Raw genomic sequence first — 18,433 nt, 5'->3', positions numbered from 1 at the left:
CCGAATTATTATTATTGTTTACAATTATTAAAAAGTATTACTATAAAATTATATGATAAATAAAATTTACTAACAAAAAAATAACTTATTTTAAAAATTAGAAAAATAATATGTATATGGAAGAATAAATGAGAATTTGATTAACTTCAAGTGCTTTTTAAATACATATTATTACATAGTATCCTTTAAAATGTATTTATTACCATAAGAAGGGAGGGATACTATGTCGAAGGAGGAGCTACTATTAGAAAAAATAGAGGAAGCTAGAAGTTTAATGAATCAACTAATAGGCGAAAAAACTGAACTTATTGACCCAGAGCTTGTATTATTAAGTAAAAAATTAGATGTATTGCTTAATGAGTACAACGAATTTTTAAGACATAATGATTAAAAAATAATAAACTAATGATAAAAAAGCACTCAGTTATCTGGGTGCTTCTAATTTAGAGAAAATCACTATAATCTTATATTTAATAAGAAAAGTTCTATTACATCTTCAATATTATCTATATAATGCAGAAAATATTGAAGATGTAATAGAAAATTTTGTAAATCTGCCTTGCCAAAGTTTACTAGACTTAATATATAACAATAAGTAATTATTATATGAATGTAATATTAAAATTAGGTATAAAAAGTATTAGAAGTCACAAAATAAAATAAAGTATATAAATAGATTAATTACTCTATATTATGAAACAATAATTAATTGTTCTATTCAAGAAAGGAAGTGACTAATATACCATTGGCTTATGGTATAGCATTATAGAGATATGCTATTATGTACATTAATTATTAGTATGATGCTAAATAAATTAGTGTATGAATAAAATATATTTTAGATTTTATAAAGCCAAAAGTTATGGAAGAGAGTATACTGGAAAAAGCTGAAGGTCGTGTAAGTTATCATGATTCTGTAGAAGAAATGCTAAAACGTATAAGAGAAGATGGTATGTCTAATGTATTTGATAGATGGATAGGACAAGAGAAAATTCGTTGCAAATTTTGTCTGCAAGGTTTAAGTTGTCAATTATGCTCTCAAGGACCTTGTAGAATAAATGAAAAGGGGCCACAGAAAAAAGGTGTATGTGGGATTGGACCTGATGCTATGGCTATGAGAAATTTCTTGCTGAAAAATATAATGGGAGCAGGTACATACAGTCATCATGCCTATGAAGCTTTTCGTACCTTGAAATCTACAGCAGAAGGAAAGACTCCATTTAGTATTAAAGATGCAGACAAATTAAAATGGATGTGCAAAAAGTTAGGTATTAATACAAGCAATAATTTAAATCAAATGGCCATAGAATTAGCAGAATTATTAGAAGAACAACAGAAAATTGATGTAGAGGATAAGAACCTTATGGTGGAAGCTTTTGCTCCAAGGAAGAGAAAAGAGCTTTGGAGAAAAATAAATGTTTACCCTGCAGGAACTGTTCATGAAGAACAAAATTGTGTAGCTAGTTGTTTAACCAATGTAGATGGTAGTTATAGGTCTTTAGCAGCAAAGGCTTTACGTTTAGGTATAGCTACTATATATAATTCGCAAATTGGTCTTGAAATGGTTCAGGATATTTTATTTGGAACACCTATGCCTCATGAAGTAAATGTAGATTTAGGTATTATGGACCCTGAGTATATAAATATAGTATTTAATGGACATCAACCATGGGGAGGAGTCGCTACAATACAAAGGGCAAAGATGAATGAAGTCCAACAAAAAGCTAGAGAAGCAGGAGCAAAGGGACTTAGAGTAGTAGGTTCTATTGAGACTGGGCAGGAACTTCTACAAAGATTCAAAGTAGATGATGTTTTTGTAGGACTTATGGGAAACTGGTTATCTATAGAACCACTTTTAGCTACAGGTACAGTAGATGTCATGGCAATGGAAGAAAATTGTTCACCTCCAGCAATAGACCATTATGCAGAGAGATATGGAGTAACACTAGTAAGTATAAGTACTATTGTAGATATGCCAGGTTTACAACATAAGATTCCTTATAATCCTGAGAGTGTAGATGACATGGCAGATAGTTTAATAGATTTATCTATAGAAAACTTTAAAAAGCGTAAAGGTAAAGTTAAGCCTATGGTTCCTAAAATAACTCAAAAGGCTATTGCAGGTTTTTCTACAGAAGCAGTTTTACAGGTGCTTGATCATAAACTTGATACTTTGGTAGATGTAATTGCTAATGGAAAAATTAAAGGAATAGTTGCTCTTGCAAATTGCTCAACTTTAAGAAATGGACCACAGGATTGGAATACAATAAATCTTGTAAAAGAATTAATTAGAAAAGATATATTAGTGGTATCGGGAGGTTGTGGAAATCATGCTTTAGAAGTAGCAGGTCTTTGCACGTTGGAAGCTGCTAATGCCTTAGCTGGGGAAGGATTAAAGACAGTTTGCAATCTTTTAAAGATTCCTCCAGTATTAAGTTTTGGAACTTGTACGGATACTGGAAGAATATCAATGCTTGTAACTGCACTTGCAGATCATATGGATTTGGATATATCTGATCTACCAATAGCAATTACAGCTCCAGAATGGATGGAGCAAAAAGCAACTATTGATGGAATATTTGCATTAGCTTATGGTGCATACACTCATTTATCACCAGTTCCTTTTATGACTGGAGCTCCTAAACTTGTAAAATTATTAACAGAAGAAGTAGAAGACATAACCGGAGGAAAGATTGCTTTGGGAGATAATCCAGTTGAAGTGGCAAATAACATAGAATCACATATTATAAGTAAGAGAAATAAGTTAGGATTAAACTAAGGGTATTAAAATATTGAATTTAATTTAAAATAAAAATAACAGTTCTAGTTACTAACACTATAACTGTTATTTTTATTTTAAATTTTATAGTATATTAAACAAGTATCTCATAAACGAAAATATCCTATTTTAGATTTACTCAATGGAAACTAACTTATAGTAATAAAAAATAATAGATTGTAGTATAGAAAAATGGTATTCAGAGTAGTTACGAGTTGATGCAGGAGTGTTAGTAAAATAATACAAGTAATAGTGGAATGATGCAAGAAGTTGAAATTATATAAATCACATAGTTTTCAAATATTATTTAAATATGAAATAAAATTTATGCACATTTATAAATAAATTTCATACTATATTATAGAGGGGACAAGCCCTCTAAGAAAAACGTTTAAAATAATAGGAGGAAATAAGATTGAGAGACTTTTGTAGAACTTGTTCACAGTTTGCTCGTATACTTGGAGCTGAAATTTTAGATACAAGTGATAATGTTTGTACGGTAACCTTTAAGAGAGATATTGATGCACAAATATTAGGAAGACCAACGCAGTCACCATTAGCGTTGTCAGCATTATTTTCATTTGAGTCTCCTGATAATCAAGGTAGAACTCTTAATTTAGGAGAGACAGTTATTCTTGAAGAAGAAATAAATGATTTTATATCTATTTTAAGAAGAAATGGAATATTAATTACTGCACTTCACAATCATTGGTTATTTGATGATCCAAGACTTATGTATATCCATTTTGAATCAATAGATAGGCCTTTAAATTTCGCTAGAAAAGTAGCGGAAGCACTTCAAGTATTAAGAGGACAAACTGTAATAAACCCAACAAATATAGAATAAATACCAAAGATTTATATGGGTACTAAAGATTGATATAGATATATTTAAAAGAAAAATATTTATAATATAATAGTATGTGGCACTTAAGGAATAAAAACCTTAAGTGCTTTTTACATACCAAATAAGTTTAGGATATTATATTTATATACATATGGTAGTAATAGGTTTAGAGTTATCTTATTTTGTGATTTTATAAATTCTATGAAATATGATAGATATTAAATAGATAAAAATGAAAGCGTAAATGAAAAATGTAATAAAATAAATAAAGTTACTTAAATATAATTATGTAAATTAAATTTAAAAGTAAACTATCAAACAATTTAATAGAAAGCAAATTTTAATTAATAAATGGATAATTTTACTAGAAACATATATAGTTGATTTAATCATAATATTATGTTAAAAGCATTTTGCAATTGTAAACTTGTAAATTATAATTTAATTATGTATTTAAGTTTTCTAGGGTTCCGCAGTTTATAACTGGCAGGTACAAGAGAAAACACACAGTTGACTGTGTACATGGAAGGATAAAAGCCTGGGAGATATTTAATAATATTTCTATGGATTTTTTTATGGTTGAGTGAGTATATTCTAATGAATCAATTTATTGCTGAAGATGATTTTTAGAGATAAACATTAAAGGAGTTTGAGAATGCCTTGAAAGATTTAAGCATACTAACAATACAGAAGTATTAATAAAGTAGGTGATGAGTGTTTTTACTTATAAAGATATTTATATTGAAGATGGAAAACGGGTAATGGAAGTTAACATACTTCCACAAAAGCATTGTAACTTCGACTGTATATTTTGGTCCTATTGGAAAATCGCAAAACAAGGTAGATATGCAGAAATCATTTGCTAAAATAGATAGTTCATTAATTGAATTAGAAAGCAAGATAGAAAATACAAAAGCAGAATTAATCTTTATTAACTCAAAAGTAGAGGCCTTAGTAAATGATAAAATTAGTGATATTATTGACTTTATCAAAGATAAAGGTTTATCTGTAAGACTGCTTTCTAATGGATACTTATTAGGCAGAGATGAATATATGAAAATTGCTAATAAATGTGACCAGGTTGTTGAAGAAATAAAAGCAATAACAGAAGAAGATTTTCAAAAAATCCAAAGACCCATTAAAGGATATACTTTAATAGAATACATTTCAAATATGGCTTTTTTTAATAAACAATACAAAGGAAAATTTATATTTGAAATTACCATTATTAAGGGATATAACGATAATGATGAATCAATTAATAAGATAAAAAATATTATTAAAGAAATATCTCCTAACAAGATAATTATTACAAGAATAGAAGATGAAAGATTTGAGAAAATTTCAAATGAACTACTAAATATTTAGTAATTCATATACATAATATTTTTATATAGCGACATAAGATTAAATTCACGTCGCTTTTAATAAATATTTTTGTATTGTATGATTTAATAAATAAAGTTATATAAAAGTTTTGTGGTGATCCATGAAAGAAAAAAATAAGGATATTAACGTGGATTTAAAATAAAAGATAAGATATATAAAATTTACATTTTTGATTTTAGATTGACAAACTTTAATATATCAACTATACTATATAAATCATGTAAATAATAAAAGAAGGGTTTAAAAGGTTATAACAGATATTAATTTTAAAGAATATGAAAGTTTAATTGGAAAGTTAAGTAATTTAAAAGTGAGGGAATGGTACATTTACCATGATAGAAATATTGTTAATAAAATAGATAAATCATTAGCAATAAAAGAACAAGCTAGAAAGGCTCATTCATTAAGAAATAAGTATAGAATGCAAGCTAGAAAATTAATGAAAGATAGAGACCTAGCAAAATATTTAGATAGGAATAATTCTAATTTACCATTTGAGTATTATGAAAATAAATATTTAAAACAAGGATATACTGGTAATTTACTTTATAGAAAAATATTAGAGTCTTCAAATAGAACAAATAAAGAAGTAAATAAACAATTAGGAATTATGTAAAAGGTAAGATAGGGGCTAGAGATAGTCTTTTTATTTTGCCTATTTTTATGTTATTATAGATATGTATATAAGATATTAAATTTAAAGTATTCCTATAAAGAGGATATTTTTTATTCTAAAAATTTTATATTTATAATATTATATATTAATAATGAATTAAAGTGTTAAACGAGTTAGTTGAGGGGAATTTCCTAATTATAGATAATAAATATAAAATAATCCCAATGTTTAGTATAAAATAAATCATAGTATTTTACTGTAAAGAATTTGTTACATTTTCTATAGAAATAATATAATTTTATAAAAAACTTTATATAAGGAGATAGTTAATGAACTTAAGATATGCTAACTTTAAAAATAAAATCTATTTTGGAATAATAACTTTTTTAGGCGTATTAGTACGCATTTTTTTTATATTAAAAGTTCCATGTTATCCCATATCAGATTTTCAAAAATATCAACAAATAGCCACAAATATTTTTATGGGAGAAGGACACTATTATTTAGGAAAGCCTATAGCATTTCAACCAATGGGATATCCTTTCGTATTAGGATATTTCTATAAATTTATAGGATCAAATGAGATAGTCTTAGGTAAGGTATTGAATGTTTTATTTTCTACAATAACATTAATAATTATTTTAAAAATATTATTTAAAATTTATAATAATTTAATAATAATATATAGCACATACGTGGTTATAACTTTTTTACCTAACTATATTGTTTATAATAATGTGTTAGGTTCAGAGGTTTTAACAACTTTATTACTAGCTGCTATAATATATTTGCAATTATGTAATTTTAATAATAAATGTAGATATGTGATTATTGGAATTCTTATTGGCTTAGCTACCCTAACTAAGCCTTTTTTTATATTATATCCGGTAATAATATCAATAGTTGAATGGTTAAGGAATAAAGACATAAAACAACAACTTAAATTATTTTTTATTTCTACTACAGTTATGTGCATGGTAATAGCACCATGGACTTATAGAAATTATAAAAAGTTTAATTTATTAATTCCTATATCTTATAATGGAGGATATGTGCTATTTATTAATAATAATAATAATAATAATAATGGAGCATGGATGCCAATATCTAATATAGACATATCAGATAAATTAAAAAAACAATTTAAAATATATAATTTTAATTATAGAACTATTGTTGAAAATGAAGTAGATCAAGTAATGTTAAAACCAGAATTAAATAATTTATTTAAAGAAGAAGCTAAAAAATGGATAATTAATAATCCTATAAAATTTATTAAAATTGGAGCAATAAGAGTAAAAAATACTTTTTTTAATGGTGCAGCAGATATATATCAGTGGGGAATGAATAATGAAGGGGAAAAAGATAATTTGTTCATTTTAAAAAGTAACCCAATGCGTTATTTTTCAGATTATTATATTTATATATTAAGTTTCTTCGGATCTCTTTACATTATATATAACTTTAAGAATATAGTTACTAGCTTTTTTAAGAAAAATTCAAATATTAGTTATATGCAATCTATATTATTTTTTAATATTTTGTATTTTATATTTATATCTTTTGTTTTTGAAGGGCAACAAAGATATAACTTTCCAATATTATTTTTGTGTGCAATCAGTATATTTTTTAGAGATGGTAATTTAGTAAAAAGTAATAATAAGCTAAAAATATAATTGTCATATGATGAGAATATTATTTTAATATAATCATTGAAATTGTAAAGAGATTAAACATAGATAAAATTTTATATTATTTAAAATTATAATAAGCAGATAGGAATCATAATAAGGTTATTATCTGCTTATTACTTATAATTACATAGCAGACATATTTCTACATTCAGTAGCGCATTTTTTACATTCAGCAGCACATTTTTTACAATGGTCATCTTTAAACATTTCACATTCTTGTGCACATTTATCGCAAACAGTTGCACATAATTGACAATGTTCTTTTGTAAATTGACCATTCATTGACATCATAGATGAAGATATTTGACACATTTGTGCACATTCAATAAGTGTACTTATACAGTTCCTCCTTACTTGAACATCAATTTCGTTTAGGCATGCCTTAAAGCACTCATAACATGCTTGAGCACATTTGGTACACTCATCAATGCATGTTTGAAATTTATCTGTTGAATTGGTTACTATCCCCACTATAACAACCTCCTAAAATTAATTTTTTAAATATAATAATTATTATTAACAATATAGTAACTATTATGTAAAATAATATTTTTTAAACTTAATAAACTAATTTCTATAAATATTGGTACAAGTAGATATAATATGACCAATGCAAGCATTAAAGAAGAAAAATATATAGTAACTCAATCAAATATGATTAAATCTTAGAAAATGACTATATTATATTCGAACTAAAGGTAATTTTAATATTCTTTAAAAATTGAATAATGTGATGTTAAAAATAGAAGTTTTTTATGCAAAATTATAAATTTTAGGATTGACAACTTTAATTAAGGGGAATATTATATGAGTATAATCGAATATGAGCATAAAGGAATATACATACTGATTCATAAATTTATAAGGAGGCATTAAATGGATATAGTAAAAATGCTAAAAGTATTAGGAGATGAAAATAGAATCAGAATATTAAATCTATTAAAAGACGGGGAATTATGTGTATGTGAAATTGAATATATATTAGGAATTACACAATCTAATGCCTCAAGACACCTAACTAAGTTAAGTATGTTTAATATTGTTACATATAATAAGAAAGCTCAATGGGTATATTATAAATTAAATAAAGATACATTGAAAAAGTTTCCATTTATAAAAGAGTTCTTAGAAAATGAATTAAATAAAATAGACATATGTAATCAGGATATAGAAACTTTAATTAAATATAAAAAAAGTGGAATGAATTGTGAAATGTTAAGATGCTATAAGAATGATATTGAAAATGGTTGTAAATGTAGAAGGAATTAATGGGGGAAAAAATATGAGTGATTTTAAAAAGATAGATGTTAGAGATATTGTTCGTAATAGTTATAAAAAAATAGCTATTGAAAATGTAAAAGAAAATGGATGTTGTAGTGGTAAACTTAATATAAAAAAACCTGCAATAGAAATATCACGTAAAATAGGATATTCTGATAAAGAAATAGCGGCTGCTCCAGATGAAGCTAATATGGGATTAGGTTGTGGAAACCCTCAGTTAATAGCTAATATTAAAGAAGGCGAAACGGTTATAGATCTTGGAAGTGGAGGAGGATTTGACTGTTTTTTAGCTTCAAAAAAAGTTGGTATTAATGGATATATCATTGGAGTTGATATGACTCCAGAGATGATTAGTAAATCAAGAGCTATGGCTAAAAAATATAGATATAAAAATATAGATTTTAGATTGGGAGAAATTGAAAATATTCCAGTGGGAGATAATATTGCTGATGTAATTATTTCAAATTGTGTTATAAATTTATCACCAAATAAACAAAGAGTATATGATGAAGCTTATCGTGTTTTAAAAGCTGGAGGTAGAATTGCAATTTCGGATATAGTTCTTATTAGAAGTTTGACGAATGAAATGAAAAAAGATAGTAAGCTTTACTGTGGATGAGTTACTGGTGCATCTTCAGTGGAAGAATTAGAATTGTTTTTGAAAAAAGCTGGTTTCAAGGATATTAAAATTGAAACGCAAGAAGTATCAAAGGAATATGCTGAAAAATGGGGACATAATTTAAAGGTTGGGGAGTATATTATGTCTGCATCAATAAAAGCAATAAAATTATAAAAGTTAATTGAACACCACATTATTTGAATGAGAATTTTATGGTGTCTTTGAGTACAAATGTAAATGTAAAATGAAATTATAATAACAGAATAAAACTAGATATTTTTATTGATATATAATAACTTAGAAAAAATAATAAAAGCTCTAAGTATATTAGTACTTAGAACTTTTATTTTTGTCTAATTTTATGGTATATTATAAATGTTATAAACTTTTATTAGAAAATGGAGGATTGAATTTTGGAGAACAATAATAAGGGATTCTTCTTTATTGAAACATGGGGATGCCAAATGAATGAAGAAGATTCAGAGAAATTTGCAGGATTATTAAAAATTGAGGGATATATAGAAACTGAAAAAAGAGAAGATGCGGATATAATTATATTTAATACTTGTTGTGTAAGAGAAAATGCAGAGCTTAAGGTGTATGGAAATTTAGGTATGCTTAAAGCTTTAAAGGCAAAAAATCCCAACTTGGTTATATGTGTTACAGGTTGTATGATGCAACAAGAAGGTATGGCAGAAGCTATAAAGAAAAAGTTCCCTTTTGTAGATATAATAATTGGAACTCACAATGCCCATAAATTTATGGATTATTTAAACGAAGTTAAAAATCACCATCAAATGGTTTTAGAAATACAAGAAAAAGAAGATGGTATAATAGAAAATATACCTGTAGATAGAAAGAGTAGTGTTAAAGCTTTTGTAACTATAATGTATGGTTGCAATAATTTTTGTACGTATTGTATAGTACCTTATGTAAGAGGTAGAGAAAGAAGTAGGGAACCTTTAAATATAGAAAATGAAATTAAAGAACTAGTAGCAGAAGGATACAAAGAAATAACTTTGCTTGGCCAAAATGTAAATTCCTATGGTAAGGATTTAGAGCCTAAGGTTAGCTTTGCAGAACTTTTAAAGAGAGTAAATAAAATAGAAGGATTAGAAAGAGTAAGATTTATGACATCTCATCCTAAAGATTTAACAGAAGAAGTTATAGAAGCTGTTGCAAGTTGTGATAAATTATGTGAACAAATACATCTTCCAGTGCAATCTGGTTCTAGTAAAATACTTAAAAAAATGAATAGATATTATTCAAGAGAGCAATATTTAGAATTAGTAGGTAAAATAAAAAAAGCAATTCCTAATGTAGCATTAACTACAGATATAATAGTAGGTTTTCCAGGAGAAACAGAAGAAGATTTTGAAGCTACATTAAGTCTTGTAAAGGAAGTAGAATATGATTCAGCATTTACTTTTTTATATTCTATAAGACCGGGCACTCCTGCTGCTGAATACAAAGATCAAGTTCCAGAGGATGTAAAACATAAAAGATTTGATAGATTGGTAAAAGCAGTAAATGAAATTTGTGCTAAAAAGAATAAAGAATATCAAGACAAAATAGTAGAAGTTTTAGTAGAAGGTACTAGTAAAAACGATGATACTAAGTTAATGGGTAGGACAAGAACAGGAAAACTTGTAAACTTTGAAGGAAATAAAGAAGACATAGGAAAACTTGTTAATGTAAAGATAACAAAAGCTCAATCTTTTTCATTAGTAGGTGAGGAAATTTAAAAAAGCTCTATATAGAGCTTTTTTTAGAACTATTTAAAGTTTTTATGATATAGGACATATATTTTAAGGAGGAAAAATTATGGGATTAACTCCAATGATGAAGCAGTATTTAGAAGTAAAAGAAACTTGCAAAGATTGCATAATGTTCTTTAGACTAGGAGACTTTTATGAAATGTTTTTTGAAGATGCTAAAGTTGCATCTAAAGAACTAGAATTAGTTTTAACGGGAAGAGATTGTGGATTGGAAGAAAGAGCTCCAATGTGTGGGATACCATATCATTCTGCTAATAATTACATAAGTAAATTAATAAGTCGTGGATATAAAATAGCTATATGTGAGCAGCTTGAAGATCCAGCTGTAGCTAAAGGTATTGTAAAAAGAGGTATAATTAAAATAATAACTCCAGGTACATATACAGATTCCTCTTTTTTAGAAGAAAGTAAAAATAATTATATTATGAGTTTTTATTTAGAGAAGGACACAAATGCCTGTTCCATGTGTTTTGCGGATATTTCTACAGGAGAATTTAATTGTACAGATAGTAAGTTTGATGAAAATATTGTATTTGATGAAATATCTAAGTTTATTCCAAAAGAGATATTGTTTCAAGATAATATAAATGAAGACTTTTTAAATTCTATAAAAGAAAGATTTCCAAATGTATCTATAACAAAGATTTCGGAAAATATGTTTATAGATAATAAAGATACAAATTTAAAAAATCAATTTATTAATTTTAATGAAGAAGATTATAAAGATGTGCTTTTAAAATCAAGTAATGGTTTAATATCATATATATTTGACACTCAAAAAAGTATTTTGTCTAATATAAATGAGTTACAGTATTACAGTATAGTTGATTATCTAACTATTGATATAAATTCTAGAAGAAATTTAGAGATTACAGAAAATATGAGAGAAAAAACTAAAAAAGGTTCTCTTTTATGGGTACTTGATAGAACTAATACTGCTATGGGAGGAAGACAACTAAGAAAATGGATTGAGCAACCTCTTATAAATAAAAAGGCTATTGAAAATAGATTAGATTCAGTAGATGAACTTTTAGGAAGGCTATCTATTCATGAAGATTTAAAAGAATGCTTAAAAGATATATATGATATAGAGAGAATAGTAGGTAAGGTAGCTTCTAAAAGTGTAAATGCAAAAGAATTAATTTCCTTAAAGAATTCTATAGGAAAAGTTCCTAGTATAAAGAGTATAATAACTAATTTTAAGAGTAATTTATTTAAAAAAATGCATAATAGTATAGATACTTTAGAAGATATTTATAAATTATTAGATAAGTCTATAATAGATAATCCTTCTATATCTGTAAAGGAAGGTAATATAATTAAGGAAGGTTTTAATGAAGAAGTAGATTCTTTAAGATTTGCTAAAACCAACGGTAAAAAATGGATTGCATCCCTTGAGCAACAAGAAAAAGAGGCTACAGGAATTAAATCTTTAAAAGTAAGCTATAATAAAGTGTTTGGATATTTTATAGAAGTTACTAAAGCTAATTTAAATTTAGTACCAGAAGGTAGATATATAAGGAAGCAAACTTTAACTAACTGTGAAAGATATATAACACCTGAGCTAAAGGAAATGGAAGAGAAAATATTAGGAGCAGAAGAAAAGCTTATAGATATAGAATATAAGTTATTTATAGAAATTAGAGATTATATAGAAAAGAACATAGATAGAATGCAAAAAACTTCTAAGATAATATCTGATTTAGATTGTTTAAGTTCATTAGCTACAGTAGCTTTAGAGAATAATTATATTAAACCTAATATAAACGCTAAAGATGAAATATATATAGAAGAAGGAAGACATCCCGTAGTAGAAAAAGTCATACCTACAGGAGAATTTGTAGCTAATGATACTTATATGGATACAGATAAGGATCAACTTATATTAATTACAGGACCTAATATGGCAGGTAAATCTACTTATATGAGACAGGTAGCTTTAATAACTATAATGGCACAAATAGGTAGCTTTGTACCTTGTAAAAAAGCTAATATATCTATATGTGACAAGATATTTACTAGAATAGGGGCATCTGATGATTTAGCTTCAGGTAAAAGTACTTTTATGGTGGAGATGTGGGAAGTTTCCAATATACTAAAAAATGCTACTCCAAAAAGTTTAGTGCTTTTAGATGAGGTAGGCAGAGGAACTAGTACTTATGATGGGCTTAGTATTGCTTGGGCCGTTATAGAATATATGTGCAATAATCCTAAACTTAAATGTAAAACATTATTTGCAACACACTATCATGAGCTTACAAAGTTAGAGGATACTATACCCTCTGTAAAAAATTATTCAGTATCTGTTAAGGAACTTAATAATGAAATAATATTTTTAAGAAAAATAGTAAAAGGTAGAGCAGATAGGTCCTATGGAATCGAAGTTGCAAGACTTGCAGGACTCCCAATAGATGTTATAGAAAAAGCTAAACAAATATTAAACTCTATTGATTCTTCTGATGAAAATGATAAATGTTTACAAGATAGATTATTTAAAGAAGATGTTAATGAAAAAGAATTTAATAATGAAATTATTAATAGGAAAGAAGAAAATTCTTTATATACAGAAGATATAGCAATAGATACAATTAATCCTTCTCATCAGTTGAACTTTGAAGATTTGTGTAAAGATAAATTAATAAATGAAATAAAAGATATAGATATATTAAACATGACACCTATGGAGGGCTTTAATAAACTATATGATATAATAAACAAAGTTAAAACTTTAAAGTAGTGGTGATTATATGGGGAAAATAAATCTTTTAGATTTAGAAACTACAAATAAAATTGCTGCAGGAGAGGTTATAGAAAGACCTTTTTCTGTAGTAAAGGAATTAGTAGAAAATAGCATAGATGCAAAAGCTAAGAATATAACTGTAGAGATAGAAAATGGAGGACAAAGTTTTATAAAGATAATAGATGACGGAGAAGGTATATATAAGGAAGATATGAAAAAGGCATTTCTACCTCATGCAACTAGTAAAATATCTAATATAGAGGATATATATAAAATAGATACTATGGGATTTAGAGGTGAGGCTTTAGCTAGCATATCTTCAGTATCTAAAATTAAGTTGAAAAGTAGGACTAAGGATTGCAACTGTGGAAATGAAATATCTATAGAAGGTGGAGAAATAAATTATATAAAGGATGCACCGTCTAATGTAGGTACTACTATAGAAGTTAGGGACTTATTTTTCAATGTACCTGCAAGACTTAAATTTTTAAAATCTACAAGAAGTGATTCTTCTTACATATCAGATATAATGAATAGATTTATACTTGCACATAAGGATATAGCATTTACTCTTATAAGTAATGGTAAAACTGTAGTAAAAAGTTACGGGAGTGGAAATCTAAAAGATAGCATAAGAGTGATTTATGGAAAAAAGATTGCTGAAAACTTAATAGGTTTTGAAAACTCTAATGATATTTTTTCTATTCATGGATTTGTGGGTAAGCCGGATATAAGTAGAAAGAGCAGAAATAATCAAAGTATATTTGTAAATAAAAGATATGTTAAAAGTAGGTTTATAGCTACATCCATAGAAAAAGCATTTAAATCATTTTTAACTGTAAGTAGTTATCCCTTTTTTGTTATATTCATAGACATTTTTCCAGAATATATAGATGTAAATGTACATCCAACTAAATCAGAAGTTAAATTTAAAGATGAGGGTTTTATATTTAAAACTATATTCGATACAGTGCATGAAGCACTTAAAGTGGATATAAAAGGTTCTTTTAAGAACTTTTTTAAAGATAGTGATGAAACTGAACATATTTTAAACTCTAATGTTTTAGTAAAAGAGAATATAGAAACAATAAAAGAAAATATTCAAATTCCTATAGATTTAAATAATAATTTGCAAGAAGTTAATAAAAATGATACTTCTGGTAATAATGTAGATAGTGACAATTTTAATATTCAAGATTATAAGCTAAATGTAAAAAAAGAGTTTAAAGATACTACCTATAAAAGTGAAAGCCTATTAAATAATTCAATAAAGGAAGATGTCTCAAAGTTTGTAGTAGAAAAAGAAGAGTATACTTCTGCTACAAAAAATAATTTTGAAAGTATGAAGATTATAGGACAATTCAATAATACTTATATCTTAATAGAAAAACAAGAAGAACTTTATATGATAGATCAACATGCGGCCCATGAAAAAGTTCTATTTGAAAAATTCACAAAGGAAATAGAAAATAAAGCTATAGTATCTCAACTATTAATTGCTCCAGTAGTTTTAGAGCTTACGGAGAATGAGTTTAATTTATATAAAGAAAATAAAGATATATTTAAAGATACGGGATTTTCTATAGACGAATTTGGTGAAAATACTGTAAGTATAAGAGAGATTCCTTTAATACTTAAAAAACCTAATATAGAAAATATGTTTATGGATATATTATATAATTTAAAGGAAATAAAGGTTTCTAAAACTTTTAAAGAAAAGTATAATTCTATTGCTCAAATGGCATGTAAGGCTGCTGTAAAAGCTCATGATAAATTATCTGATATAGAAATAGAAAGACTTATAGAAGATATAACAAAACTTGAAAATCCATTTACTTGTCCCCATGGAAGACCTACTATAATTAAATTTACTTTAAAAGAAATAGAAAAGAAATTTAAACGAATTGTATAAAGGGGGAAGCAGTATGGATAAAAAAGATTTATTAATAATAGCAGGGCCTACTGCTGTAGGTAAGACAGATATATCTATAAAACTTGCTAAGAACTTAAATGGAGAAATAATTTCAGCGGATTCTATGCAAATATATAAATATATGGACATAGGTTCAGCTAAAATATCTAAAGAGGAAATGTCAGGTATAGCCCATTATCTTATAGATGTAGTAGAGCCACAAGAGGAATTTAATGTAGCTAAGTTTAAAGAAGAAGCAGAAAAGACTATAAAACATATCCAAAGCAAAGGAAAACTCCCAATAATAGCTGGAGGTACAGGGCTTTATATAAATTCTCTAATATATAATTACGATTTTACTGAAGCAGATAGAGATGAGGATTATAGAAAATATCTTAATAATTTAGCAGAAGATAAAGGTAAAGAGTATGTTCATGGATTGTTAGAGAATATAGATAAAGATTCTTATGAAAGACTGTACCCTAATGATTTAAAAAGGGTAGTGCGAGCTTTAGAAGTTTATAAACTAACAGGAAAGACTATAAGTGAGTATACTAAGGAGAATGAGCCAAAGCTTTATGATATACCTTATAATATTCATTATTTTATATTAAATATGGATAGAGCTGTTCTTTATGAGAGGATAAACAAAAGAGTAGATATAATGCTTGAAAAAGGTCTTATTGAAGAAGTAAAAGATTTAAAATCTATGGGATATAATAAAGATATGCAATCTATGAAGGGGATTGGTTATAAGGAAATTCTTTACTACCTTGATGGTGAGATTTCTTTAGATGAAGCCATATATTTAATAAAAAAAGGTAGCAGAAATTATGCTAAAAGACAACTTACTTGGTTTAGAAAAGATAAAAGAGCTATATGGATAAATAAAGATAATTATTCTAATGAGGATGATATAGTAGACGAAATTACTAGAATAGTTAATAACAAAGTAATAGAAAAATAAAAGGATTTTGAATTTATTTATAGAATTATATATCTTATAAAGAACGAATTTTATTATTTTATTATAATGTTGATATTTATATTCATGGTAAGGAGGTAAATAAATGAGTAAACCTGTTAACAACTTACAAGATATATTTTTAAACGGTGCCAGAAAGAATAAAATTCCTGTTACTATATATCTAACTAATGGATTCCAACTTAAAGGTCATGTTAAAGGATTTGATAATTTTACAGTAATTCTTGATGTGGATGGAAGACAAATGATGATATATAAACATGCTATATCTACTATCAATCCTTTAAAACCTCTATTGTTTGTACAAAATTTTAATTCAGGTGATATAAGAGAATAGGTTAAATTGCCTATTCTTTTTTTATATGTTAATATATAAAATGTTGAAATATAATACATATTTTTAAGGTTAATACATATAGAGGAGGATATAACTGTAAATGTTAGATATAACAAAGAATAAATTAAAAGATTTATACCATATAAATGATAAAACCGTTGAGCTTTACGAAAAAGCATTACAAGACGTAGAACATCAATTTAAAAAGTATGATGAAATAAGAGAATATAATCAGTTAAAGGTACTAAACGCTCTACAAGAAGAAAGGGTTAGTGAATCACATTTTACAAACTCTAGTGGATATGGTTATGGAGATATAGGTAGAGATACATTAGATAGAGTATATGCAAGAATATTTAATACAGAAAGTGCTTTAGTAAGACCTCATTTTGTTAATGGAACTCATGCTATAGGTGCAGCACTATTTGGTAATTTAAGACCAGGACAAACTATGCTAAGCGTATGTGGAGAGCCATATGATACACTTCATAGTATTATAGGTGTAGGAGAAGAAGAAAATATAGGTTCTCTTAAGGACTTTGGTGTAAACTACAAACAAGTAGATTTAAAGGAAGATTATAGTATAAATTATGAAGAAATAGGTAGAATATTAAAAGAGGATGAAACTATAACATTAGTACATATTCAACGTTCTACAGGTTATGGATGGAGAAGAGCTCTACTTATATCAGAAATAGAGAAAATAGTTTCTTTTGTAAAGTCTATAAGAGAAGATATAATATGCTTTGTAGATAACTGCTACGGTGAATTTATAGATACAAAAGAGCCTACAGATGTAGGTGCAGATTTAGTAGCAGGTTCTTTAATTAAAAATATAGGTGGAGGTATTGCTCCAACGGGAGGATATATAGCAGGAAAAGAAAAATATGTAGTAGGAGCTTCTTACAGATTAACAACTCCTGGCATAGGTGGAGAATGTGGTTCTACTTTTGGGGTAGTAAGGCAGATGTATCAAGGATTATTCTTAGCACCACATATATCTATAGAAGCTTTAAAGGGAGCAGTATTTTGTTCTAGGATAATGGAACTTGCAGGTTTTGAGGTGCTTCCTAAGTACGATGAAGATAGAAGTGATATAATACAGGCAATAAAATTTAATGACAAAGAAAAATTGATTAACTTCTGTAAGGGAATTCAACAAGGTTCTCCAGTAGATTCCTTTGTATCTTGTGAACCTTGGGATATGCCTGGATATAAAGATCAAGTTATTATGGCAGCAGGTGCCTTTATACAGGGCTCTTCTATTGAATTATCAGCAGATGCACCTATTAGAGATCCTTATATAGCTTATCTTCAAGGTGGATTAACATTTGATCATGCTAAAACTGGAATATTAATTTCATTATCTAAGATAATAGGATAATATTAAAAACAGTTTTAAAGTATTAGGTAGTTGTAACTAAGTTACAACTACCTTTAATTTAGTACCTTGTAT

14 protein-coding genes, 1 pseudogene and 1 riboswitch are annotated in these 18,433 nt (G+C 26.8%); of the genes and pseudogenes, 14 read left to right on the top strand and 1 reads right to left on the bottom strand.

The window, feature by feature from the left end; genetic code table 11:
* Positions 1 to 223 precede the first annotated feature (223 nt).
* The 6 genes and pseudogenes from BN1711_RS07245 to BN1711_RS07220 all read left to right on the top strand — a co-directional run bounded on the left by BN1711_RS07245 (position 224) and on the right by BN1711_RS07220 (position 7,307).
* Positions 224 to 391: an aspartyl-phosphate phosphatase Spo0E family protein gene (locus tag BN1711_RS07245; RefSeq protein ID WP_050607497.1), complete on the top strand. Its 168-nt coding sequence runs from the start codon at positions 224 to 226 to the stop codon at positions 389 to 391.
* Positions 392 to 862: 471 nt separating this feature from the next.
* Positions 863 to 2,779 (top strand): anaerobic carbon-monoxide dehydrogenase catalytic subunit, encoded by a 1,917-nt coding sequence (cooS, locus tag BN1711_RS07240; protein ID WP_050607496.1) that lies wholly within the window; start codon positions 863 to 865, stop codon positions 2,777 to 2,779.
* Positions 2,780 to 3,194: 415 nt separating this feature from the next.
* A complete protein-coding gene (locus BN1711_RS07235) occupies positions 3,195 to 3,626 on the top strand; it encodes a DUF1259 domain-containing protein (RefSeq protein WP_050607495.1) in 432 nt (143 codons plus the stop codon).
* 451 nt (positions 3,627 to 4,077) lie between these two features.
* A riboswitch (guanidine-I (ykkC/yxkD leader) is annotated at positions 4,078 to 4,173 on the top strand.
* 163 nt (positions 4,174 to 4,336) lie between these two features.
* Positions 4,337 to 4,994, top strand: a pseudogene (locus tag BN1711_RS07230) (radical SAM protein).
* A gap of 442 nt (positions 4,995 to 5,436) precedes the next feature.
* Positions 5,437 to 5,631 (top strand): hypothetical protein, encoded by a 195-nt coding sequence (locus BN1711_RS12910; RefSeq protein WP_050608459.1) that lies wholly within the window; start codon positions 5,437 to 5,439, stop codon positions 5,629 to 5,631.
* A 329-nt stretch (positions 5,632 to 5,960) separates the two neighbouring features.
* On the top strand, positions 5,961 to 7,307 hold the full coding sequence (locus tag BN1711_RS07220) for a glycosyltransferase family 39 protein (RefSeq protein ID WP_050607494.1): 1,347 nt from the start codon (positions 5,961 to 5,963) through the stop codon (positions 7,305 to 7,307).
* Positions 7,308 to 7,448: 141 nt separating this feature from the next.
* Here BN1711_RS07220 and BN1711_RS07215 read toward each other — a convergent pair whose 3' ends face one another.
* Positions 7,449 to 7,796: a four-helix bundle copper-binding protein gene (locus BN1711_RS07215; protein ID WP_050607493.1), complete on the bottom strand. Its 348-nt coding sequence runs from the start codon at positions 7,794 to 7,796 to the stop codon at positions 7,449 to 7,451.
* A gap of 405 nt (positions 7,797 to 8,201) precedes the next feature.
* Here BN1711_RS07215 and BN1711_RS07210 point away from each other — a divergent pair, with 405 nt between their 5' ends.
* The 8 genes from BN1711_RS07210 to BN1711_RS07175 all read left to right on the top strand — a co-directional run bounded on the left by BN1711_RS07210 (position 8,202) and on the right by BN1711_RS07175 (position 18,361).
* Positions 8,202 to 8,594 (top strand): ArsR/SmtB family transcription factor, encoded by a 393-nt coding sequence (locus BN1711_RS07210; protein WP_050607492.1) that lies wholly within the window; start codon positions 8,202 to 8,204, stop codon positions 8,592 to 8,594.
* A gap of 13 nt (positions 8,595 to 8,607) precedes the next feature.
* Positions 8,608 to 9,399, top strand: coding sequence for an arsenite methyltransferase (arsM, locus tag BN1711_RS07205; RefSeq protein ID WP_164995936.1), 792 nt, complete (start codon positions 8,608 to 8,610; stop codon positions 9,397 to 9,399).
* Between the two features lie 239 nt (positions 9,400 to 9,638).
* Positions 9,639 to 10,970 carry a tRNA (N6-isopentenyl adenosine(37)-C2)-methylthiotransferase MiaB gene (gene miaB, locus BN1711_RS07200; protein ID WP_129582141.1) on the top strand — a complete coding sequence of 444 codons (1,332 nt, stop codon included), beginning with the start codon at positions 9,639 to 9,641 and terminating at the stop codon, positions 10,968 to 10,970.
* A 79-nt stretch (positions 10,971 to 11,049) separates the two neighbouring features.
* Entirely contained in the window at positions 11,050 to 13,740 is a 2,691-nt protein-coding gene (mutS, locus tag BN1711_RS07195) for a DNA mismatch repair protein MutS (protein WP_050607491.1), read from the top strand.
* A gap of 10 nt (positions 13,741 to 13,750) precedes the next feature.
* Positions 13,751 to 15,655 carry a DNA mismatch repair endonuclease MutL gene (mutL, locus tag BN1711_RS07190; protein ID WP_050607490.1) on the top strand — a complete coding sequence of 635 codons (1,905 nt, stop codon included), beginning with the start codon at positions 13,751 to 13,753 and terminating at the stop codon, positions 15,653 to 15,655.
* 13 nt (positions 15,656 to 15,668) lie between these two features.
* On the top strand, positions 15,669 to 16,622 hold the full coding sequence (gene miaA, locus BN1711_RS07185) for a tRNA (adenosine(37)-N6)-dimethylallyltransferase MiaA (protein ID WP_050607489.1): 954 nt from the start codon (positions 15,669 to 15,671) through the stop codon (positions 16,620 to 16,622).
* Positions 16,623 to 16,725: 103 nt separating this feature from the next.
* The gene (gene hfq, locus BN1711_RS07180) at positions 16,726 to 16,977 is read left to right on the top strand and encodes an RNA chaperone Hfq (RefSeq protein ID WP_050607488.1); all 252 of its coding nucleotides are present in this window, start codon (positions 16,726 to 16,728) and stop codon (positions 16,975 to 16,977) included.
* A 100-nt stretch (positions 16,978 to 17,077) separates the two neighbouring features.
* Positions 17,078 to 18,361 carry a methionine gamma-lyase family protein gene (locus BN1711_RS07175; RefSeq protein WP_050607487.1) on the top strand — a complete coding sequence of 428 codons (1,284 nt, stop codon included), beginning with the start codon at positions 17,078 to 17,080 and terminating at the stop codon, positions 18,359 to 18,361.
* Positions 18,362 to 18,433: the final 72 nt, after the last annotated feature.

This window comes from Clostridium niameyense (assembly GCF_001243045.1).
GTDB lineage: Bacteria > Bacillota > Clostridia > Clostridiales > Clostridiaceae > Clostridium_F > Clostridium_F niameyense.
This window is presented reverse-complemented; position numbering and strand designations above follow the sequence as displayed.